Source organism: Stappia sp. MMSF_3263, from assembly GCF_030733745.1.
In the GTDB taxonomy this organism is placed as follows: Bacteria; Pseudomonadota; Alphaproteobacteria; order Rhizobiales; family Stappiaceae; genus Stappia.
Genome location: NZ_JASHIK010000006.1, coordinates 51,826 through 67,015, shown reverse-complemented (window position 1 = coordinate 67,015; position 15,190 = coordinate 51,826). Strand labels below are relative to the sequence as shown.

General features: G+C 63.6%; 11 protein-coding genes, 2 tRNA genes and 1 pseudogene. 6 read left to right on the top strand and 8 right to left on the bottom strand.

Translation table 11 applies throughout. From position 1 onward, the window contains the following. Positions 1-273: 273 nt before the first annotated feature. Together RBB46_RS08890 and RBB46_RS08885 are read right to left on the bottom strand one after the other, a co-directional pair. A complete protein-coding gene (locus RBB46_RS08890; RefSeq protein ID WP_306028752.1) occupies positions 274-1,065 on the bottom strand; it encodes an IclR family transcriptional regulator in 792 nt (263 codons plus the stop codon). 573 nt (positions 1,066-1,638) lie between these two features. Continuing rightward, on the bottom strand, positions 1,639-2,463 hold the full coding sequence (locus RBB46_RS08885; protein WP_306028629.1) for a universal stress protein: 825 nt from the start codon (positions 2,461-2,463) through the stop codon (positions 1,639-1,641). Between the two features lie 352 nt (positions 2,464-2,815). On the opposite strand from RBB46_RS08885, the pseudogene RBB46_RS08880 reads away from it, so the two are divergent. Further along, a pseudogene (locus tag RBB46_RS08880) lies at positions 2,816-3,350 on the top strand (methylase); the annotation flags it as partial. A gap of 655 nt (positions 3,351-4,005) precedes the next feature. Here the strand turns inward: RBB46_RS08880 and RBB46_RS08875 are convergent. Then, positions 4,006-4,082, bottom strand: a tRNA-Arg gene (locus tag RBB46_RS08875). A 489-nt stretch (positions 4,083-4,571) separates the two neighbouring features. Here RBB46_RS08875 and RBB46_RS08870 point away from each other — a divergent pair. Beyond that, positions 4,572-7,811 carry an EAL domain-containing protein gene (locus tag RBB46_RS08870; protein ID WP_306028628.1) on the top strand — a complete coding sequence of 1,080 codons (3,240 nt, stop codon included), beginning with the start codon at positions 4,572-4,574 and terminating at the stop codon, positions 7,809-7,811. A 121-nt stretch (positions 7,812-7,932) separates the two neighbouring features. On the opposite strand, the gene RBB46_RS08865 is transcribed toward RBB46_RS08870, so the two are convergent. Beyond that, a tRNA-Gly gene (locus RBB46_RS08865) sits at positions 7,933-8,007 on the bottom strand. A 263-nt stretch (positions 8,008-8,270) separates the two neighbouring features. Between RBB46_RS08865 and RBB46_RS08860 the strand changes: the two genes are divergently transcribed. The 4 genes from RBB46_RS08860 to RBB46_RS08845 all read left to right on the top strand — a co-directional run bounded on the left by RBB46_RS08860 (position 8,271) and on the right by RBB46_RS08845 (position 11,232). Beyond that, entirely contained in the window at positions 8,271-8,774 is a 504-nt protein-coding gene (locus RBB46_RS08860) for a prolyl-tRNA synthetase associated domain-containing protein (protein ID WP_306028627.1), read from the top strand. A 198-nt stretch (positions 8,775-8,972) separates the two neighbouring features. Continuing rightward, positions 8,973-10,025, top strand: coding sequence for a thioredoxin (gene trxA / locus RBB46_RS08855; protein WP_306028626.1), 1,053 nt, complete (start codon positions 8,973-8,975; stop codon positions 10,023-10,025). 183 nt (positions 10,026-10,208) lie between these two features. After that, on the top strand, positions 10,209-10,889 hold the full coding sequence (locus RBB46_RS08850; RefSeq protein ID WP_306028625.1) for an LON peptidase substrate-binding domain-containing protein: 681 nt from the start codon (positions 10,209-10,211) through the stop codon (positions 10,887-10,889). 91 nt (positions 10,890-10,980) lie between these two features. Further along, positions 10,981-11,232, top strand: a complete 252-nt coding sequence (locus RBB46_RS08845) for a Trm112 family protein (RefSeq protein ID WP_336623150.1) — start codon at positions 10,981-10,983, stop codon at positions 11,230-11,232. 97 nt (positions 11,233-11,329) lie between these two features. On the opposite strand, the gene leuB is transcribed toward RBB46_RS08845, so the two are convergent. The 4 genes from leuB to RBB46_RS08825 all read right to left on the bottom strand — a co-directional run bounded on the left by leuB (position 11,330) and on the right by RBB46_RS08825 (position 15,157). Further along, complete coding sequence (gene leuB / locus RBB46_RS08840) at positions 11,330-12,439, bottom strand: 3-isopropylmalate dehydrogenase (protein ID WP_306028624.1); 1,110 nt, start codon at positions 12,437-12,439, stop codon at positions 11,330-11,332. Positions 12,440-12,561: 122 nt separating this feature from the next. Next, complete coding sequence (locus RBB46_RS08835; RefSeq protein WP_306028623.1) at positions 12,562-13,524, bottom strand: threonine/serine dehydratase; 963 nt, start codon at positions 13,522-13,524, stop codon at positions 12,562-12,564. A gap of 43 nt (positions 13,525-13,567) precedes the next feature. Beyond that, positions 13,568-14,350, bottom strand: a complete 783-nt coding sequence (locus tag RBB46_RS08830) for a sulfite exporter TauE/SafE family protein (RefSeq protein WP_306028622.1) — start codon at positions 14,348-14,350, stop codon at positions 13,568-13,570. A 12-nt stretch (positions 14,351-14,362) separates the two neighbouring features. After that, entirely contained in the window at positions 14,363-15,157 is a 795-nt protein-coding gene (locus RBB46_RS08825; RefSeq protein ID WP_306028621.1) for a helix-turn-helix domain-containing protein, read from the bottom strand. Between the last annotated feature and the right edge of the window lie 33 nt (positions 15,158-15,190).

Here is a 15,190-nt window from a genome sequence, read left to right as displayed (position 1 = left end):
CGTTCGAAGGAACGCAGACAAGATGCTCTTACATATTAGGATCGACGGACGTTCAACCGAGTCCGGTCGGATGTCCGTCGATCTGGTAAGAACGCTGTGTGGTTTCGAATGCTGCGGAACAGCACCGATGAACCGCGCGGAAACCTAGGCCTGTGACCTGTCTCCTTGAATGGCCGTTTGCCAGGGCTAAAGGGGCAGGTTACGATCAGGGACCCTTGCGGAAAGAGGTCGGGCTCCGATGTGGCCGTTCTATCGGCGCGCAAGCCTAAAAAATCAGCTCTCTAACTTGGCGCCAAGTTTCTTTGATACCGTAGCAGCGGTCTTGCGCAATTTTGCGGCGACGGAACTGTCGGTTTCGGTAGAGATCGTTTTGGTGACGCCGACTACCGTCAGGGCAGCGGTAATCGAGTTTTCCCGATCAAAAACAGGACAACTCAGCGAGGAAATTGACGGAACGACTAAACCGACAGCCTCGGAAATGCCTCGCTCGCGCGTTTTTTTCAGCAATTCGTCAATTTTTTTCCGCGTCCCAAGGCCTGCTTTCTCCAGGGAAACCATGTTTTGACGAAGCTCGGCTTCAATCATGGGTTCGATCTTTTCAGGCTCGGAGTATGCGGCAAATATTCGACCGTTGGAGGAGGTCAGGAGCGGCAGCACAGAGCCTACATTTACAGATATACTGACAGGTGCGTTACTGGGCACCCATCGTACGAGAGTCGGCCCGAAATTGCCCCATACGGACAAAGAGGTGGTTTCACCCGTTTCGTCTCTAAGTTCGATCATGTGAGGATGGGCGATCTCCAACACGTTCAGGCGTCGGATCGATGCCAGGCCAAGATCGAGCGCCAAAGGGCCAAGATCGTACAGTCCCGTGTTTTCATCCTGGACGATCAGACCGGTTGCGACAAAGCTGGCGAGATAGCGATGCGCTTTTGCCGGCACCATTTCAGCGGCCTTGGACAATGCTGTTAAAGATATAGCATCGTTTCTTTGAATTAAAACTTCCAGAAGTCTTGATCCAACGACTACAGACTCGATTCTCTGTCGACCCGCTATCTTCTGCACCAAATACTTCTCCTTTTCACACCGATGCCACAAGTCGAACATGTACAGATATAAGCTACTGGCCGAGGCCGGGAAAATTTACGATATGATTTAAGCAACTTTTCCCTTCCGGCGGGATTCGATTTGGTTGAAGTAAACCACGGTAGGCAGCTGACCGCCATAGTGCAGGGTTATCGCACGATGCTCTAAGCGTATGCCAATTCATAAGAGTGAACAAAGCTGGAGCCTGCCGCGCACCGGCAAATCAAGTAAAGCCGGGCGCCGGATTTCCATGGGCCTTCGAAACACCGAGCCCATCCAGCCGATCAAACCTTCTGCCCTGGGGCTTGGGAGTGCCGGCGTTCGGCCGTTGGCAGCTTGACATCTGGCTCATAAGACACATCGGCTACTGCTGGCTGCAGGATGAGCATCGTTTTAATATGCTAAATGAGGTTACTGGACAAAAGAGCCCGAAGTGTCGCGTATTTCCGGGATATCAAATACATGGTGTCTGGGTTGTCGGGCTTTGGTCCCACCGGCATCGTGGTGCAGACTGCGAGACGGATCTGGCACATGCCTGCGAAATCAATCGGGTTAGTGCGACATGAATACCGGTACCTTGGTTGACCGTATCAGTTCATGGGTCACGCCGCCAAACAGATCTTGTGAGAACTTGCTGTGCTCATAGGCACCCATCACAACCAATTTAGCGCCAATTTCGGCGGCTGTTTTTTGGATCGTTTTTGCAACGCTGTTGGTAGGTTTGGGGCACGCTATTTTTTCAACGTTAACGCCGTGCCGTTCCAAGTGGGTAAAAATGTCCGTTCCTTCAGGAAAGCTCGGCAATATGTCACCCACCGTCAGCAATGAGACCTTTCGGGGCCTTTCTTCAAGGATATTCATTGCGTCATTCAATGCTCTGGCGGCGGCTCGCTTGCCATCCCAGGCGACAAGCGTATGACTGCCCAACTGTTCTGCTTCGAATTGATCGGGAACAACAAGAACAGGCCTGCCGCTCTGCAGCGCCAACAGATCCGGGCTAACGGCGCGAAATTCGTCTGTCGGCAACTTGGGTTGACACCCTGTTACGACAAAGTCGAAGTTTCGGGCAATTTCAGGCAACGAGAGATTGCCAACTGTTTCGGGCATGAGGAATTGAGCCCGATCTGTCAGGCCTAACGAATTGGTAACGTCTTCGAATAGCTCGCGTGACGATTCAATTTTGGCATTTCTCACCACGCCCAGTTTCTTGACCAGATCTTCTGTCAGTCCCAATACCTGGTCGAAAAAAGAAATATCGCTTCCGTACACTCCAGTTAACCATGCATTGTGCTTGGCGGCGATTTTTGAGGCGTGACGAAGACTGCTTGGGAAGCCGGAGGTGCCTGAATGTACAAGCAAGATATTCTTGATAGTCATGTTTGCCTCACGATTTCAGAACGCTTAAGGCGCAGTAGCAGAGAATAACATAGATGTCTATGATTATTGAATTGATATGAGCGATCGCAACCGGGAGGGAATATATCTCACCTGCTGATCTGGCATGCTTCGATGCGCCCGGTATGCGATTGGGTTCAACGGGTTCAGCCCTACCTGCTTTGACAATTACTCTTCAAGCTCGCCACAGTCGGCCGCATGGCTCGGATCCCATGTTGGCGATGCGTCACGCCCGGAGCGTGAGAGGGAGAGTGCGACCGGACGGATATGAGTCGGTGCGGTTGAGAGAATACTGCACGGCTCGATCCCGTCCCGCTCTCCCAAGGTCTTCCCAATGAACATAACTTTCCCTTCCGCAGTGGCGCCTTCTGCCGCTCCGTTTCCGTCGTTCCGCGATCTTCGTGGCGGCGCAGTTCCTTCCATCGCATATCGACCGAGGCGAACGCATCGGCACCGCCCCGCTCCGTTCTGCGATGGAAATCGCCTTCGATGCCTCCGACGCCAGCGGCGCCTGGGACTGGAAGATGGCCTACGAGACTTGCGAGGGGGCAACCGTTCTCTTCCTGCGCAAATACGGAAAGGCGCTTTTCCGTAAAGCCGGGTCTCAGGATTTACGGCTTTCCACCCTCACCAGGATTGCGGATCTCCTGCCAACGCAAACGGGTGGATCGGAGGAAAGCCAGACCTTTCAGCAATTCTCGACGCCTATTCCGCTTGGCCTTGCGGTTCTGACGGCAGCGGCGGTCGGGCCGGACGATCTGGTGCTCGAACCTTCGGCAGGCACCGGCCTTCTCGCCATCCTTGCCGAGATCGACGGTGGATCCATGGTCCTGAACGAACTTGCCGAGACACGCGCAAACCTGCTCGCTCGACAAGAACGCGGGGCGCCCTTACCGTCAACGCGCGGCGCACGAGCTGGCCGCCTACAACCGCCTCAGGCTGCTTGATGCCCTGCGCGAATTACTGGAGCTCGGCGGAACCATCCTCCGGCCAGTTGGCGCATAGATGATGGGGGCCGATGATGAGCGTACCATGCACTGTGCGACATAGACCTTGAAACCCTCGCCTGTCTCACCGACAATTCCGCACCGCGGGCCGCCTGCCGTTGTGGCCCGATCAGCCTCAGATATCTCCGGAAGTTGGTAATCTAACGCGGCTTGCTGGGACATTGTACATTCTCACCATTGTCGACCATCGCAATTGACCGTCCGCACTCAGAAACGGGATGCTGTCACCCGTTGAGTTTGAACGGCAGCAGGAAATGAACTCCGAAGGCGTCTAGAAAACGCGGGGCTATTCAGATATCGCTTCATCGTCTGTTTCCTTCAATTGGGAACAGACTAACCTCAAAACGAGGATTTTTCAGGGGAGCAGGTCAAAAGCTACGTGTCATTGATCAGCATGTGACCGTCGAATCGGTTGATCATGCCTCGACCGGAGCTTTCGTTTAGCGAAAACCGTTTCAAAAACCGTTTCAAATCTTCCAATTGAAACGGTGCAGTGTACGTAACTCATTGAAAAGATTGGTGACCCCGACAGGATTCGAACCTGTGACCCTCAGATTAGGAATCTGATGCTCTATCCTGCTGAGCTACGGGACCATTGACGGTGCCGGTCGTGGCCGGCCTGCATGTCGTCCGCGCTTGATAGCAAACTGGCGCGAAAAATCAATTTCATTAGGACGGGTGCGCGGATGGCTGTTCGCGGGACGCGATGTTGACAAGATCGCGTCCCGCCACGAACCTTCCGCTACGGCGATATGAGGGAAATTCAGTCTGGAGATATCATTTCACGGACGTTTCCACCGTATTGAAGCTTTCCGAATCCATGCAAGCCTGTAACCTTTCGGACACCCAAGTATGCCTTCCTGTTTTCGATGACTGCAGTGGCGTATCCGGTTGTTGTAGACTGGGAGAACCGGAAGCCGGACATGGCCGCAAGCCCGGGCGATGGATGGACAAGGGTGGCGGGCAACGTGCGAACCAGGCGGGTTCGGAAGCCGTACGAATGACAGGATCAAGCTGGAGACGGCTCTGCGCCTCGCCGGTTCGTGGCCGGCGGCCGAGACCGTATCCCCACGGGGCGAGATGATGGATCGGCTGGACGCCACTCCCGCGAACGGGACCGGCATTCTGGAAAGCAACCGCACGCTCATCGCAGCGCTCGACTGTCTTCCTCAGCCTGCCTGGATCTTCGACAGGTCGGGCCGCTACGTCTTCCAGAACCGGATCGATCGGGAGACCCATGGCGACGTGACCGGCCTGCTGCCGAGCGAGGCCGGCCTGGGGCCGGAGGAGGGCCGCGACTGGACGGCGATGCATTTGCGGGTCATCGCCGGCGAACGGGTCCATTACAGCCGCGAGATGGTGACCTCGCGTGGCCGCGTGGTGTCCGAGACATCGATCGAGCCGATCGTTCTGGACGGGTTGATTGTCGGGGGCGTCGGCGTTTCCGTCGACCAGACCGAACGCAGCGACGCGGTCCGCCGGCTCAACGATATCCATCAGCGTCTCCAGGATTTCGTCGCGGTGTCCTCCGACTGGGTGTGGGAGACCGACGCCGCCCACCGGTTCACCAGCGTGATGGGCGACGGCGGGCGGCTTGGGGTCGACTTCAGCGACTGGCTCGGCCGGACACGCTGGGAGGTTACCGGGGCGGATCCGGCCGTCGATCCGTTGTGGCGCAGCTATGCGGACACCGTCGAGCGGCGGCAACCGATCGTCAATTTCGTGTTTCTCACGGCCCGCGCCGATGGCGATCCGATGTGGGCGGAGGTCAACGGTCGCCCGCGCTATGGCCCCGACGGTTTGTTCCTCGGCTACCGGGGGGTCACCCGCGACATCACCAGGCGGGAGCGCCTGGCCCAGCAGCTCCGGCGCTCGGACATTGTCATCCAGGCGACCAACAACGCGGTCGTGGTCTGCGACCGGGACGGCCGGGTGCAATGGGTCAACCCGGCTTTCGTGCGTCTGACGGGCTACAGCCCGCAAGAGGTGGCCGGCCGCAGGCCGGGCGATCTCCTGGAATGCCCGGAGACCGATCCGCGCACGTCCGAAGAGGTGCGCGAGGCGGTTGGCGCCGGGCGCGCGATCCGCACCCAGATCCTCAACCAGTCCCGGGACGGCCGGCGCTACTGGCTGGATGTGGACATCCGGCCGTTCCACCGGGCGGACGGCACGCTCGAAGGCTTTGTCAGCGTGCAGAGCGATGTCACCGAACTGATCGAGACGCAGGCGCGCACCCGGGCGCTGGTGGAGAATGTCGCGGCCGGCATCGTTCGTCATGACGCGAGCGGAGCCATCGTCAGCGCCAATCCGGAAGCCTGCCGGCTGCTCGGCCTGAGCGAGGAGCAGATGATCGGGCAGGCGATGACCGATCCGCGCTGGGGCACGATTTTTCCCGACGGCCGTCCGCGGCTCGGGGAGGAGATGCCCTCCTCGATCGTCTTGCGCACCGGCAAGGCGATCCGCAACGAGATCGTCGGCATCCGCCTGCCGGAGGGAAACACGCGCTGGCTGCGGGTCAACGCGCAGTTCGTGTCCTCGCCGTTTTCCGAGGACCACGAGGTCATCGCAAGTTTCGTCGATGTGACGCAGGACGAGGAGCAGCGCCGGGCACTGGAGGATGCAAGGGCCCTGCTGCATGACATCATCGAGACGATCCCCGACGCGATCGCCGCCTACGACCGCGACGACCGGCTGATCCTGTTCAACCGTGCCTACAAGGATTTCTATGCCCGCTCCACCGGCGTCATCTGCGCGGGTGCGCGGTTCGAGGACATCCTGCGCCATGGTGTGTCCGTCGGTCAGTACGCGGGTGCCGGGCAAACGCCGCAGGAGCAGGAAGCCTGGGTGCAGGAGCGGCTCGCCATCCACCGGGATCCGCCTTCCAGTCCCAGTATCCAGTTCCTGTCGGACGGGCGCTGGCTGCAGGTCAACGAGCGGCGGTCGCAGAGCGGTGTCATCGTCGGTGCCCGAACCGACATTACGGCCTTGAAACAGGCGGAGCTGGCGATCCGCCGCACGGCTGAGACGGACGGGCTGACGCAGCTTGCCAATCGCTCGGTGATGCTGCGCGAGCTCGATGCGGCGCTTCTTGGCGAGCGTGTGCCCGATCGCTTCGGCGCTTTCATCATCATCGATCTCGACCATTTCAAGACGGTCAATGATACGCTCGGTCACGATGCGGGGGACAAGTTGCTGACGACGGTCTCGCGCCGCCTGCTGCGACAGGTGCGGCGCAGCGATGTCGTTGCCAGGCTTGGAGGCGACGAGTTCGCCGTGCTGCTGACCGGCCTTGGCGACGAACTGTCGGTGGAACGGATGGTGCAGAAGCTGCACAAGGCCCTGACCGCGCGCGTCCATCTCGGGGGCCGGATGATCCGTCCCGGCATCTCGATGGGCATCACGATGTTTCCCACGGATGGCGAGACGGCGACCGATCTGGTCAAGAACGCCGATATCGCGCTGTACCAGTCCAAGGCGCGCGGGCGCAACTGCTGGACCATGTTCAATCCGCAGCTGCGCCGACGGCTGGAGCGTCGCCACGAGATCGGCGATGCGTTGCGCGCCGCGATTGCCGCGGATGAAATCGCGGTCGCCTTCCAGCCCTTGCTGGAAATCACCGGCAAGCACGTGGTCGGTTTCGAGGTCCTGGCCCGCTGGCAGCATCGGGGCGAAGCGGTCAGTCCGGTCGAATTCGTCGGCATTGCCGAGGATATCGGGCTTGGGGGCCTGCTTGGCCGGGCCATCATGGAACGCGCGTTCTCCGCGCTGGCCCGCTCGCTTGCCGAGGGCCGCGATCCCGGCCATATCGCCATCAACCTGGCCACGTCGCAGCTGAAGGACGCGCAGTTTCCGCAGCAGGTTGCCGAAGCACTGGACCGCCACGGGCTGTCGAGCGACCGGCTCGAGTTCGAGGTGACCGAAAACGTGCTGCTCGACCGGGCGGCCGAGCGGGTCGCCGAGACGCTGACCCAGCTCCGGCGAATGGGTATCAGCCTGTCGCTCGACGATTTCGGCACGGGCTACGCGTCGCTCACCCACCTGAAGCGCTTCCCGGTGTCACGGCTGAAGATCGACCAGTCCTTCGTTCGAAACATCGGTATTGCCGATGACGATGCCGCGATCGTGCAGACGATTGTCAGCCTGGCGCACAGCCTGGGCATGACGGCTGTCGCCGAAGGGGTCGAGACCGAGGAGCAGATGCGGGTTCTGGAATCGTTCGGCTGCGACATCGCACAGGGCTACCTGATCGGGCGTCCCTCGCCGCAACTCGCGTGGGCGCCGCAAGCGCCCCTGTCGTCGATGGAGACAGGCCGCCCGGTCTGAGCCGCCGAACATGGGGATGTCCGGAAGACGGGGCCGGAATACAGGTCCGCGCCATGCGCACCGCACCGCCGGCGGTATGCCCGCCGGGTCCGGCAATATCTTGTTTTGAAAGGAGATGATCTGGAGCGGGCGATGGGATTCGAACCCACGACCCCAACCTTGGCAAGGTTGTGCTCTACCCCTGAGCTACGCCCGCGTCCACTGGTGGCAGCCGGTCGGGACCGGCGCCTGAGGTGGGCTGTATATGGACCAAGGCGATGCGGATTGCAACAGTGTTTTTTGCCTTTGCCGGAAAGCTCGCCGGCTGTGGATCAGCGGTGGATTTCTCCCCGCGCAACGCGGCTTTCGGGGCCTTGGCTTGTGCCCCCGCCATTGCCTCGGCTAGGGTCCGCATCCGATGCGTTTTCATCGCCTTGACGGCTTCGGCCGGCGAGGCGGCAGACAGACCAGGACCGCCGAATGCCCGCCAGCCGCGAAGATCTTTTCGCCTTTCTCTCCGCGTCCGGGATCGCGGTTTCCACACGCGACCATCCGGCCGTCTTCACCGTCGCCGAATCGACGCGGATTCATGACGAGATCCCGGGCGGCCACACCAAGAACCTCTTCCTGAAGGACAAGAAGGGGGCGATCTTTCTCGTCGTGGCGCTGCACGATGCGCAGATCGACCTGAAGACCATTCACCAGAAGATCGGCGCGCAGGGAAGGGTCTCCTTCGGCAAGCCGGACCTCTTGATGGAGGTGCTCGGTGTGGAGCCCGGTTCGGTGACGCCCTTCGCGCTGATCAACGACCGGCAAGGACAGCGGGTGACCGCCGTTTTTGACGCGGCGATGATGGAGGTCGACCCGCTCAACTTCCATCCGCTGGAGAACACGGCAACGACAACCGTCGCAAGCGAGGGGCTGATCGCCTTCGCCCGGGCATGCGGGCACGAGCCGCTGGTCGTGGCGGTTTCGGGGACCTGATCCTGCAGAGCGCGCGCGAGGTTTGAATTTTACCGCCCTTGCGCCCATGTTAGGCGCGAATTGACGCGCCGTGACTGCGCGGCGGACGAACCGCAGACCGGCCCGCGCGCTTCCGGCGCCGGGACCGGCCGCAAGGCTTGAGAAACAGGCGCGGCACGCCCGGCAGGAAGGCGGCGCGCGCAATCGGGGACGATGACGATGAGCAATGACGGTTTCTCGGTCGGAGGCAGCTTTGGCGGGTCCTTCGGCGGTGCAGGATACGGCTCGGGACCGGCATCCGGGCAGTCGCAGGGTCAGGCAACCGGTCAGCCCGCCGCCCCGGCCGGACACCCCGCATCCGGTCTGGTTGATCCGCAGGGTCAGGCGGTGCCGGCCTCCGGTGCCGACGTGATCCGGGACGTGACCACCCAGACCTTCATGAGCGACGTCATCGAGGCGTCCCGGCAGCAGGTGGTCCTGGTTGATTTCTGGGCGCCGTGGTGCGGGCCTTGCAAGCAGCTGACGCCGATCCTGGAAAAGGTCGTGCGCGATGCGCGCGGCGCGGTGGTGCTGGCCAAGATGAACATCGACGAGCATCCGGAAGTCGCCGGCCAGCTCGGCATCCAGTCGATCCCCGCCGTCATTGCCTTCAAGAACGGTCAGCCGCTGGACGGCTTCATGGGAGCCCAGCAGGAGAGCCAGATCAAGGCCTTCATCGAACGTGTCGCCGGGCCGATCGGGCCGAGCGACGCGGAGCAGGTGCTGGGCGAGGCGGAGGCCGCGCGCGAGGCCGGCGATCTGGCCCGCGCCGCCCAGCTCTACGGCGCTGTGCTGTCGATGGAAGCAGAGAACGGGGCCGCGATCGGCGGGCTCGCCCAATGCTATGTGGCGGCCGATGCGCTCGACAAGGCGCGCGAGGTCCTCGATGCCGCGCCCGAGGCGGCGGCCAAGGATCCCGCGATCAGTGCCGCGAGGGCGGCGATCGACCTGGCCGAACAGGCCGGGGCGCTGGGCGATCTTGCGGAACTGGAGGCGCGCATCGCCGCCGATCCGGCCGATCATCAGGCGCGGTTCGACCTTGCCGTGGCGCTCGGCTCGGGCGCTGATCGCCAGCAGGCGGTGGATCACCTGATCGAGATCGTGCGCCGCGACCGGAGCTGGAACGAGGACGGGGCGCGCAAGCAGCTGCTGCAGTTCTTCGAGGCCTGGGGGGCAAAGGAGCCGGCGACCGGCTACGGCCGCCGCAAGCTCTCTTCCGTGCTGTTCAGCTAGGGACAAGGCCGCTTGCGGCTGCGGCAAGCGGCGCGGTTTCCTGCGCTGTGCCGCCGGCCGGGTGGTCGCCGGCCGGGTGGTCGCCGGCCGTCTCCTTTCCCATATAGACAGGACAAGGAGACGGGCAGGCGTGCCTTGACAGCTGCCGCCCGCCGCACAGACCGCCTGGAGAGTGATCCCGCGATGCTTGCCGGAAATGCCACCTATTCCGCCCCGGGCGACCTGCCGGCCACCGTGCCGCTGTTCCCGCTGACGGGTGCCGTTCTGCTGCCCAAGGCGCAGATGCCGCTCAACATTTTCGAACCGCGTTACGTGGCGATGATCGACGCGGCGTTGAAGGGCGACCGGGTGGTGGGGATGATCCAGCCGGACTTCAATATCGGGGGAACGGACGGGGACGACACGCCGCCGCTCGTCACGGTCGGTTGCCTGGGCCGTATCGTCGCCTATCAGGAGACGGGCGACGGCCGCTATCTGGTGACGCTTACCGGGATCGCCCGCTTCACCCTGGAAGAAGAACTGGAAACCGTCACCCCGTACCGGATCGGCCGGATATCGGTCGAGGATTTCACCATGGATTTCGACACGGGACGTGGCGAGAGCGCCGTCGACAGGGAGGGCCTGGTCAAGGCGCTTCGCATCTACCTGGACGCCAACGACCTGGAGGCCGACTGGGAGAGCATCGACCGCGCGTCGACGGAGGTCCTGGTCAATGCCCTGTCGATGATGAGCCCCTACGGCCCGGCGGAAAAGCAGGCGCTGCTGGAGGCGCCGGACCTGCGCACGCGGGCGGAGACCCTGGTGGCGCTGACGGAAGTGGACCTTGCCCGACGCGAGGGCGACGACGGCATGACCTTGCAATAGGAGCGGCCGCATGGCAGCAATCGGGACGGCGGCGCCCCGGTTGGGATCGAAGAACGGAGGCCGCCGCGCCCCTATGCCGGAGACCTGTGCCATGGCAACCGATACCGCTTCCGGAACCGGGAATGACAGCAAGCCCGAGACCAGGCCCGACACTGGGCATGTGCTCGATCGCAAGCTTCTCGAGCTGCTCGTCTGCCCCTTGACCAAGACGACACTGGAATACGACAGCGAGCGTCAGGAACTGATCTCGCGGGCGGCCAAGCTTGCCTATCCGATTCGCGACGGCATCCCGATCATGCTCCCCGACGAGGCGCGCGCCCTGGACGACGACGCGACAGCGTGAGGTCCCGCCGCGCTTCGCGGCCGACAGGCAGAACGAACAAAAAACCCGGCGCCACTTCTGCGGCGCCGGGTTTTTCTTTGCGGTTGCGTGGCCTCTATCAGGCGCTCAGCGCGTCCAGTTCGGCGACGATGGCATCGCCCATCTGGGACGTGCTGATGGTTGCCTCGCCCTTCTGCGCGATGTCGCGGGTGCGCAGCCCCTTGTCGAGCGCCGCGGAGATCGCTTTTTCGAGCAGGTCGGCCTCGGCCACGAGCTCGAAGGAATAGCGCAGGCACATGGCGAAGCTGGCGATCATGGCGATCGGGTTGGCCGCGCCCTGGCCGGCAATGTCGGGGGCGGAGCCGTGCACCGGCTCGTACAGCGCCTTGCGCTTGCCGGTCTCGGGATCGGGCGCGCCGAGCGAGGCCGAAGGCAGCATGCCGAGCGAGCCGGTGAGCATCGCCGCGACATCCGAAAGCATGTCGCCGAACAGGTTGTCGGTGACGATGACGTCGAACTGCTTGGGCCAGCGTACCAGCTGCATGCCGCCGGCATCGGCGAGCATGTGCTCGAGCTTGACGTCCTGATAGTCGGCATGGGCCTGGGTGACGACCTCGTTCCACAGCACGCCGGACTTCATCACGTTGCGCTTTTCCATCGAGGTGACCTTGCCGCCGCGGGTGCGGGCAAGCTCGAAGGCGGCGCGGGCGATGCGATCGATCTCGTAGCTTTCGTAGACCTGGGTGTCGACGGCGCGCTTCTGGCCGTTGCCAAGCTCGGTGATCTCCTTCGGCTCGCCGAAATAGACGCCGCCGGTGAGCTCGCGCAGGATCAGGATGTCGAGGCCCTCGACCACTTCGGGCTTCAGCGAGGAAGCGTCGGCGAGCGCCGGATAGCAGATCGCCGGGCGCAGGTTGGCGAAGAGCTGCATGTCCTTGCGCAGGCGCAGCAGGCCGGCTTCGGGGCGCACGTCATAGGGAACGCTGTCCCACTTGGGTCCGCCGACGGCGCCGAACAGCACCGCGTCGGCGGCCATCGCCTTGTCCATTGCCGCGTCGGAGATCGCCTTGCCGTGGGCATCATAGGCTGCGCCGCCGACGAGATCCTCGTCCGTTTCGAAGCTGACCGTGCCGCGGGCGTTGAACCAGGCAAGGACCTTCTTCACCTCGACCATGATTTCCGGGCCGATGCCGTCGCCGGGCAGGAGAAGAAGCGTGTGGGTCGTCATGGGGCGTATCCTCGTTCGTTGGAAGCGTGAAACCTGTTTTCCGCTTCTGCTAGAGCCTCGCGCGGCCGATGGCAAGCGGTAGAGGGGGGAGGCGCGGCCGGGGCCAAGCGGTCCGACAGGCCTTACGTCGCGGCGATGGTCTCGAGCGCGACATTGCCGCCGCAGACGAGCACGCCGACCCGTTCGCCGGGCTCGGGCGCATAGGCTCCGGAGGTCAGCGCGGCCAGCGCCGTCGCGCCGCCCGGTTCGGCGACCGTCTGCAGATCGCGCCAGAGCCGTGTCTGCGCATCGCGGATGGCGTCGTCGCCGACCAGTACGCTTTTGGCGATGCGCGTGGCGCAGATGGCGTGGACGAGGTCGCCGCAGCGCTTGGCGCCGAGGCTGTCGGCGGCGAGGCTGTCGACGGTCACGTCGACCGGCGCACCGGCGGCAAGGGCCGCATGCAGGGCGCAGGAGCCTTCCGGTTCGACCGCGACGACCTTGACCCGGCCCTCAAGCCACAGCGCGCAACCGGAAATCAACCCGCCGCCGCCGACGGCGATCAGCACGGTGTCGAGATCGGGCACCTGTTCCAGCCATTCCAGCGCCGTGGTGCCCTGCCCGGCGATTGTCGCGGCCGCATCATAGGCGTGGATGTCCATGGCGCCGGTTGCGGCGCGGTGACGGGCACAGGCCTCGGCCGCGTCGGCGTAGCGTGCGCCGCCCACATGCAGGCGCGCGCCGGCGGCCCGGATGCGGGCGATCTTGGCGGGCGAGGAGGTCTCCGGCACGAAGATGTCGGCCGGCAGTCCGAGCGTGCGGGCCGCGTAAGCGACGGCCGCGCCGTGGTTGCCGCCGGAGGCCGCGGCCACGCCCGTCTCGGGCACGTCCGCCGACAGCAGCGTGTTGAAGGCGCCGCGCGCCTTGAACGAGCCGGAATGCTGCAACTGCTCCAGTTTCAGCGAGATGGAGATATCGAGCCCGAGGGAACCCGCGCCGCTTTCGATCACCGGTGTGCGACGAACATGACCGGCGATCCGGTCGGCTGCGGCTTCGATATCGGCGCGCGTCACCGGTCGGTCGGTTTGCGGCTTGGGTGCGGTCATCGGAAGGATCCTTGCGTTCAGTCGGAGCCCGGTCGAGGGGACATCAGGCGGTGAAAAGGTCGGCGAGCCCGCGCAGGAGAAGGCTGCCGGCAAGCAGCGTCATGACGAGGCGGAAGCCGGTCCGGAATATCGTTTCCGGCATGCGGGCCAGCACTCTGGTGCCGGCGAGCGTGCCGATGAAGCCGCTGGCGATCATCGCCAGGATGAGGCCCAGCCATGGGGCGAAGACGAAACCGAGCAGGCCGAAGACGACGATCTTGAAGACATGCATCACCAGTGCGGTCACCGCCTGGGTGGCGACGAAGGCCTGCCGCGCGAGGCCGATGGCGGAGAGCACGGCGCCGCCGATCGGGCCGGTGGCGCCGAAGATCATGCTGAGGCCGGTGGCCACCAGTCCGGCGCCGGCCATGGCCCGTTTCGGCGCGCGGTCGAAACGCGGCGCCCGGCCCCAGACCATCCACAGGATGAACAGGCCCAGACCAAGGCGCACGGCGGCGGCCGGTAGGGAGATGGCGACGGCGCCGCCGAAGACCGCCCCGGCGGCGGCGCCGAGCATGAACCACAGGGCCGCCGGCCAGTTGACATGTTTCAGCAGCACCAGCGCGCGTCCGGCGTTGGAGCCCATCTGGACGACGCCGTGAACGGGGACCAGCGCCGGGATCGGCATCGCCTGGGCCATGATCGCGATCAGCATCATGCCGCCGCCAAGGCCGAAGGCGGCGGAGACCGCCGAGGTGGCGAAGCTGACGAGCACGAGCAGGACCTGTGCCGTGACGGACATGCCGGGCGCGGCGAGAAGCCCGGGAAGCTCGGAGATTTCAGGCATGGGTGGATCGCCTCAGGGCCAGCGGGTGCGGGCATATTCCATCGCCTCGCGCAGCTCGAGCTGCCGGGTGGAGTTGCCGCTGCGGACATAGAAATGGGTCTTGCCGGCATCGTTCAGATAGACGGCGCGCGGCGCCGGCTGGACCAGCACCATGCAGATGTCGTGGCCATCGAGGCTGGCGAAGGTGGTCTGCAGCGCCGGACAAAGGTCGCCGCCAAGAAGCCGCGTGACGATGTCGGCGATGGCGCGTTCGAAACCGTCCCGGTTGCCGTGGCGCAGCGTTGCGTAGTCGGCCTCGAGACCGAGCACGGTGCCATCGTCCGCGACGCCGATCAGTAGCCGGCCGCCGCGGGCATTGAAAAAGCCTGCGATCGTCTTGGCGATCACCGTTTCCAGGGCCTTGTTGACCCGTTCCTCCTTGATGTCCCAACGCATCGTCGACTTGAACTCGACGCTGGCCGTCTCGCCGCCCCGGATCAGGGTCGGGATTTCGTCGCCATGGATCTCGCGAAAGAAGCGGATGCCGCGTGAAAGATCCAGATAGGCGCGGGTGAAGAAACCGAAACCGAGGCCGACCAGTGCTCCCACCAGGGCAAAGGCGACCGCCATGTGCAGATGGCGCGGCACGACGAGAAGCAGCAGGCGGTCGGTCAGGAATGCGGTCAGAGTGGGTGCGTCGGGCACCAGTGCGCTGTACTCGATCCAGGTTATGGCGAGCACTGCGGGGTGAATGACGACCAGCCCGATCAGGGCGCCGGCAAGCGCGTAAGCGGTCAGCAGGGACAGCCGGGAGACGACAGGGGTCATGGGCGCAAGGTCATCGGCGCAGGGTCACGGGCA

What these genes read in the sequence shown, in the direction of transcription:
- RBB46_RS08885 (WP_306028629.1), bottom strand. Translation starts at nt 2,463, where the DNA reads ATGACTATCAAGAATATCTTGCTTGTACATTCAGGCACCTCCGGCTTC.
- RBB46_RS08870 (WP_306028628.1), top strand. Translation starts at nt 4,572, where the DNA reads ATGGATCGGCTGGACGCCACTCCCGCGAACGGGACCGGCATTCTGGAA.
- RBB46_RS08860 (WP_306028627.1), top strand. Translation starts at nt 8,271, where the DNA reads ATGCCCGCCAGCCGCGAAGATCTTTTCGCCTTTCTCTCCGCGTCCGGG.
- trxA (WP_306028626.1), top strand. Translation starts at nt 8,973, where the DNA reads ATGAGCAATGACGGTTTCTCGGTCGGAGGCAGCTTTGGCGGGTCCTTC.
- RBB46_RS08850 (WP_306028625.1), top strand. Translation starts at nt 10,209, where the DNA reads ATGCTTGCCGGAAATGCCACCTATTCCGCCCCGGGCGACCTGCCGGCC.
- RBB46_RS08845 (WP_336623150.1), top strand. Translation starts at nt 10,981, where the DNA reads ATGGCAACCGATACCGCTTCCGGAACCGGGAATGACAGCAAGCCCGAG.
- leuB (WP_306028624.1), bottom strand. Translation starts at nt 12,439, where the DNA reads ATGACGACCCACACGCTTCTTCTCCTGCCCGGCGACGGCATCGGCCCG.
- RBB46_RS08835 (WP_306028623.1), bottom strand. Translation starts at nt 13,524, where the DNA reads ATGACCGCACCCAAGCCGCAAACCGACCGACCGGTGACGCGCGCCGAT.
- RBB46_RS08830 (WP_306028622.1), bottom strand. Translation starts at nt 14,350, where the DNA reads ATGCCTGAAATCTCCGAGCTTCCCGGGCTTCTCGCCGCGCCCGGCATG.
- RBB46_RS08825 (WP_306028621.1), bottom strand. Translation starts at nt 15,157, where the DNA reads ATGACCCCTGTCGTCTCCCGGCTGTCCCTGCTGACCGCTTACGCGCTT.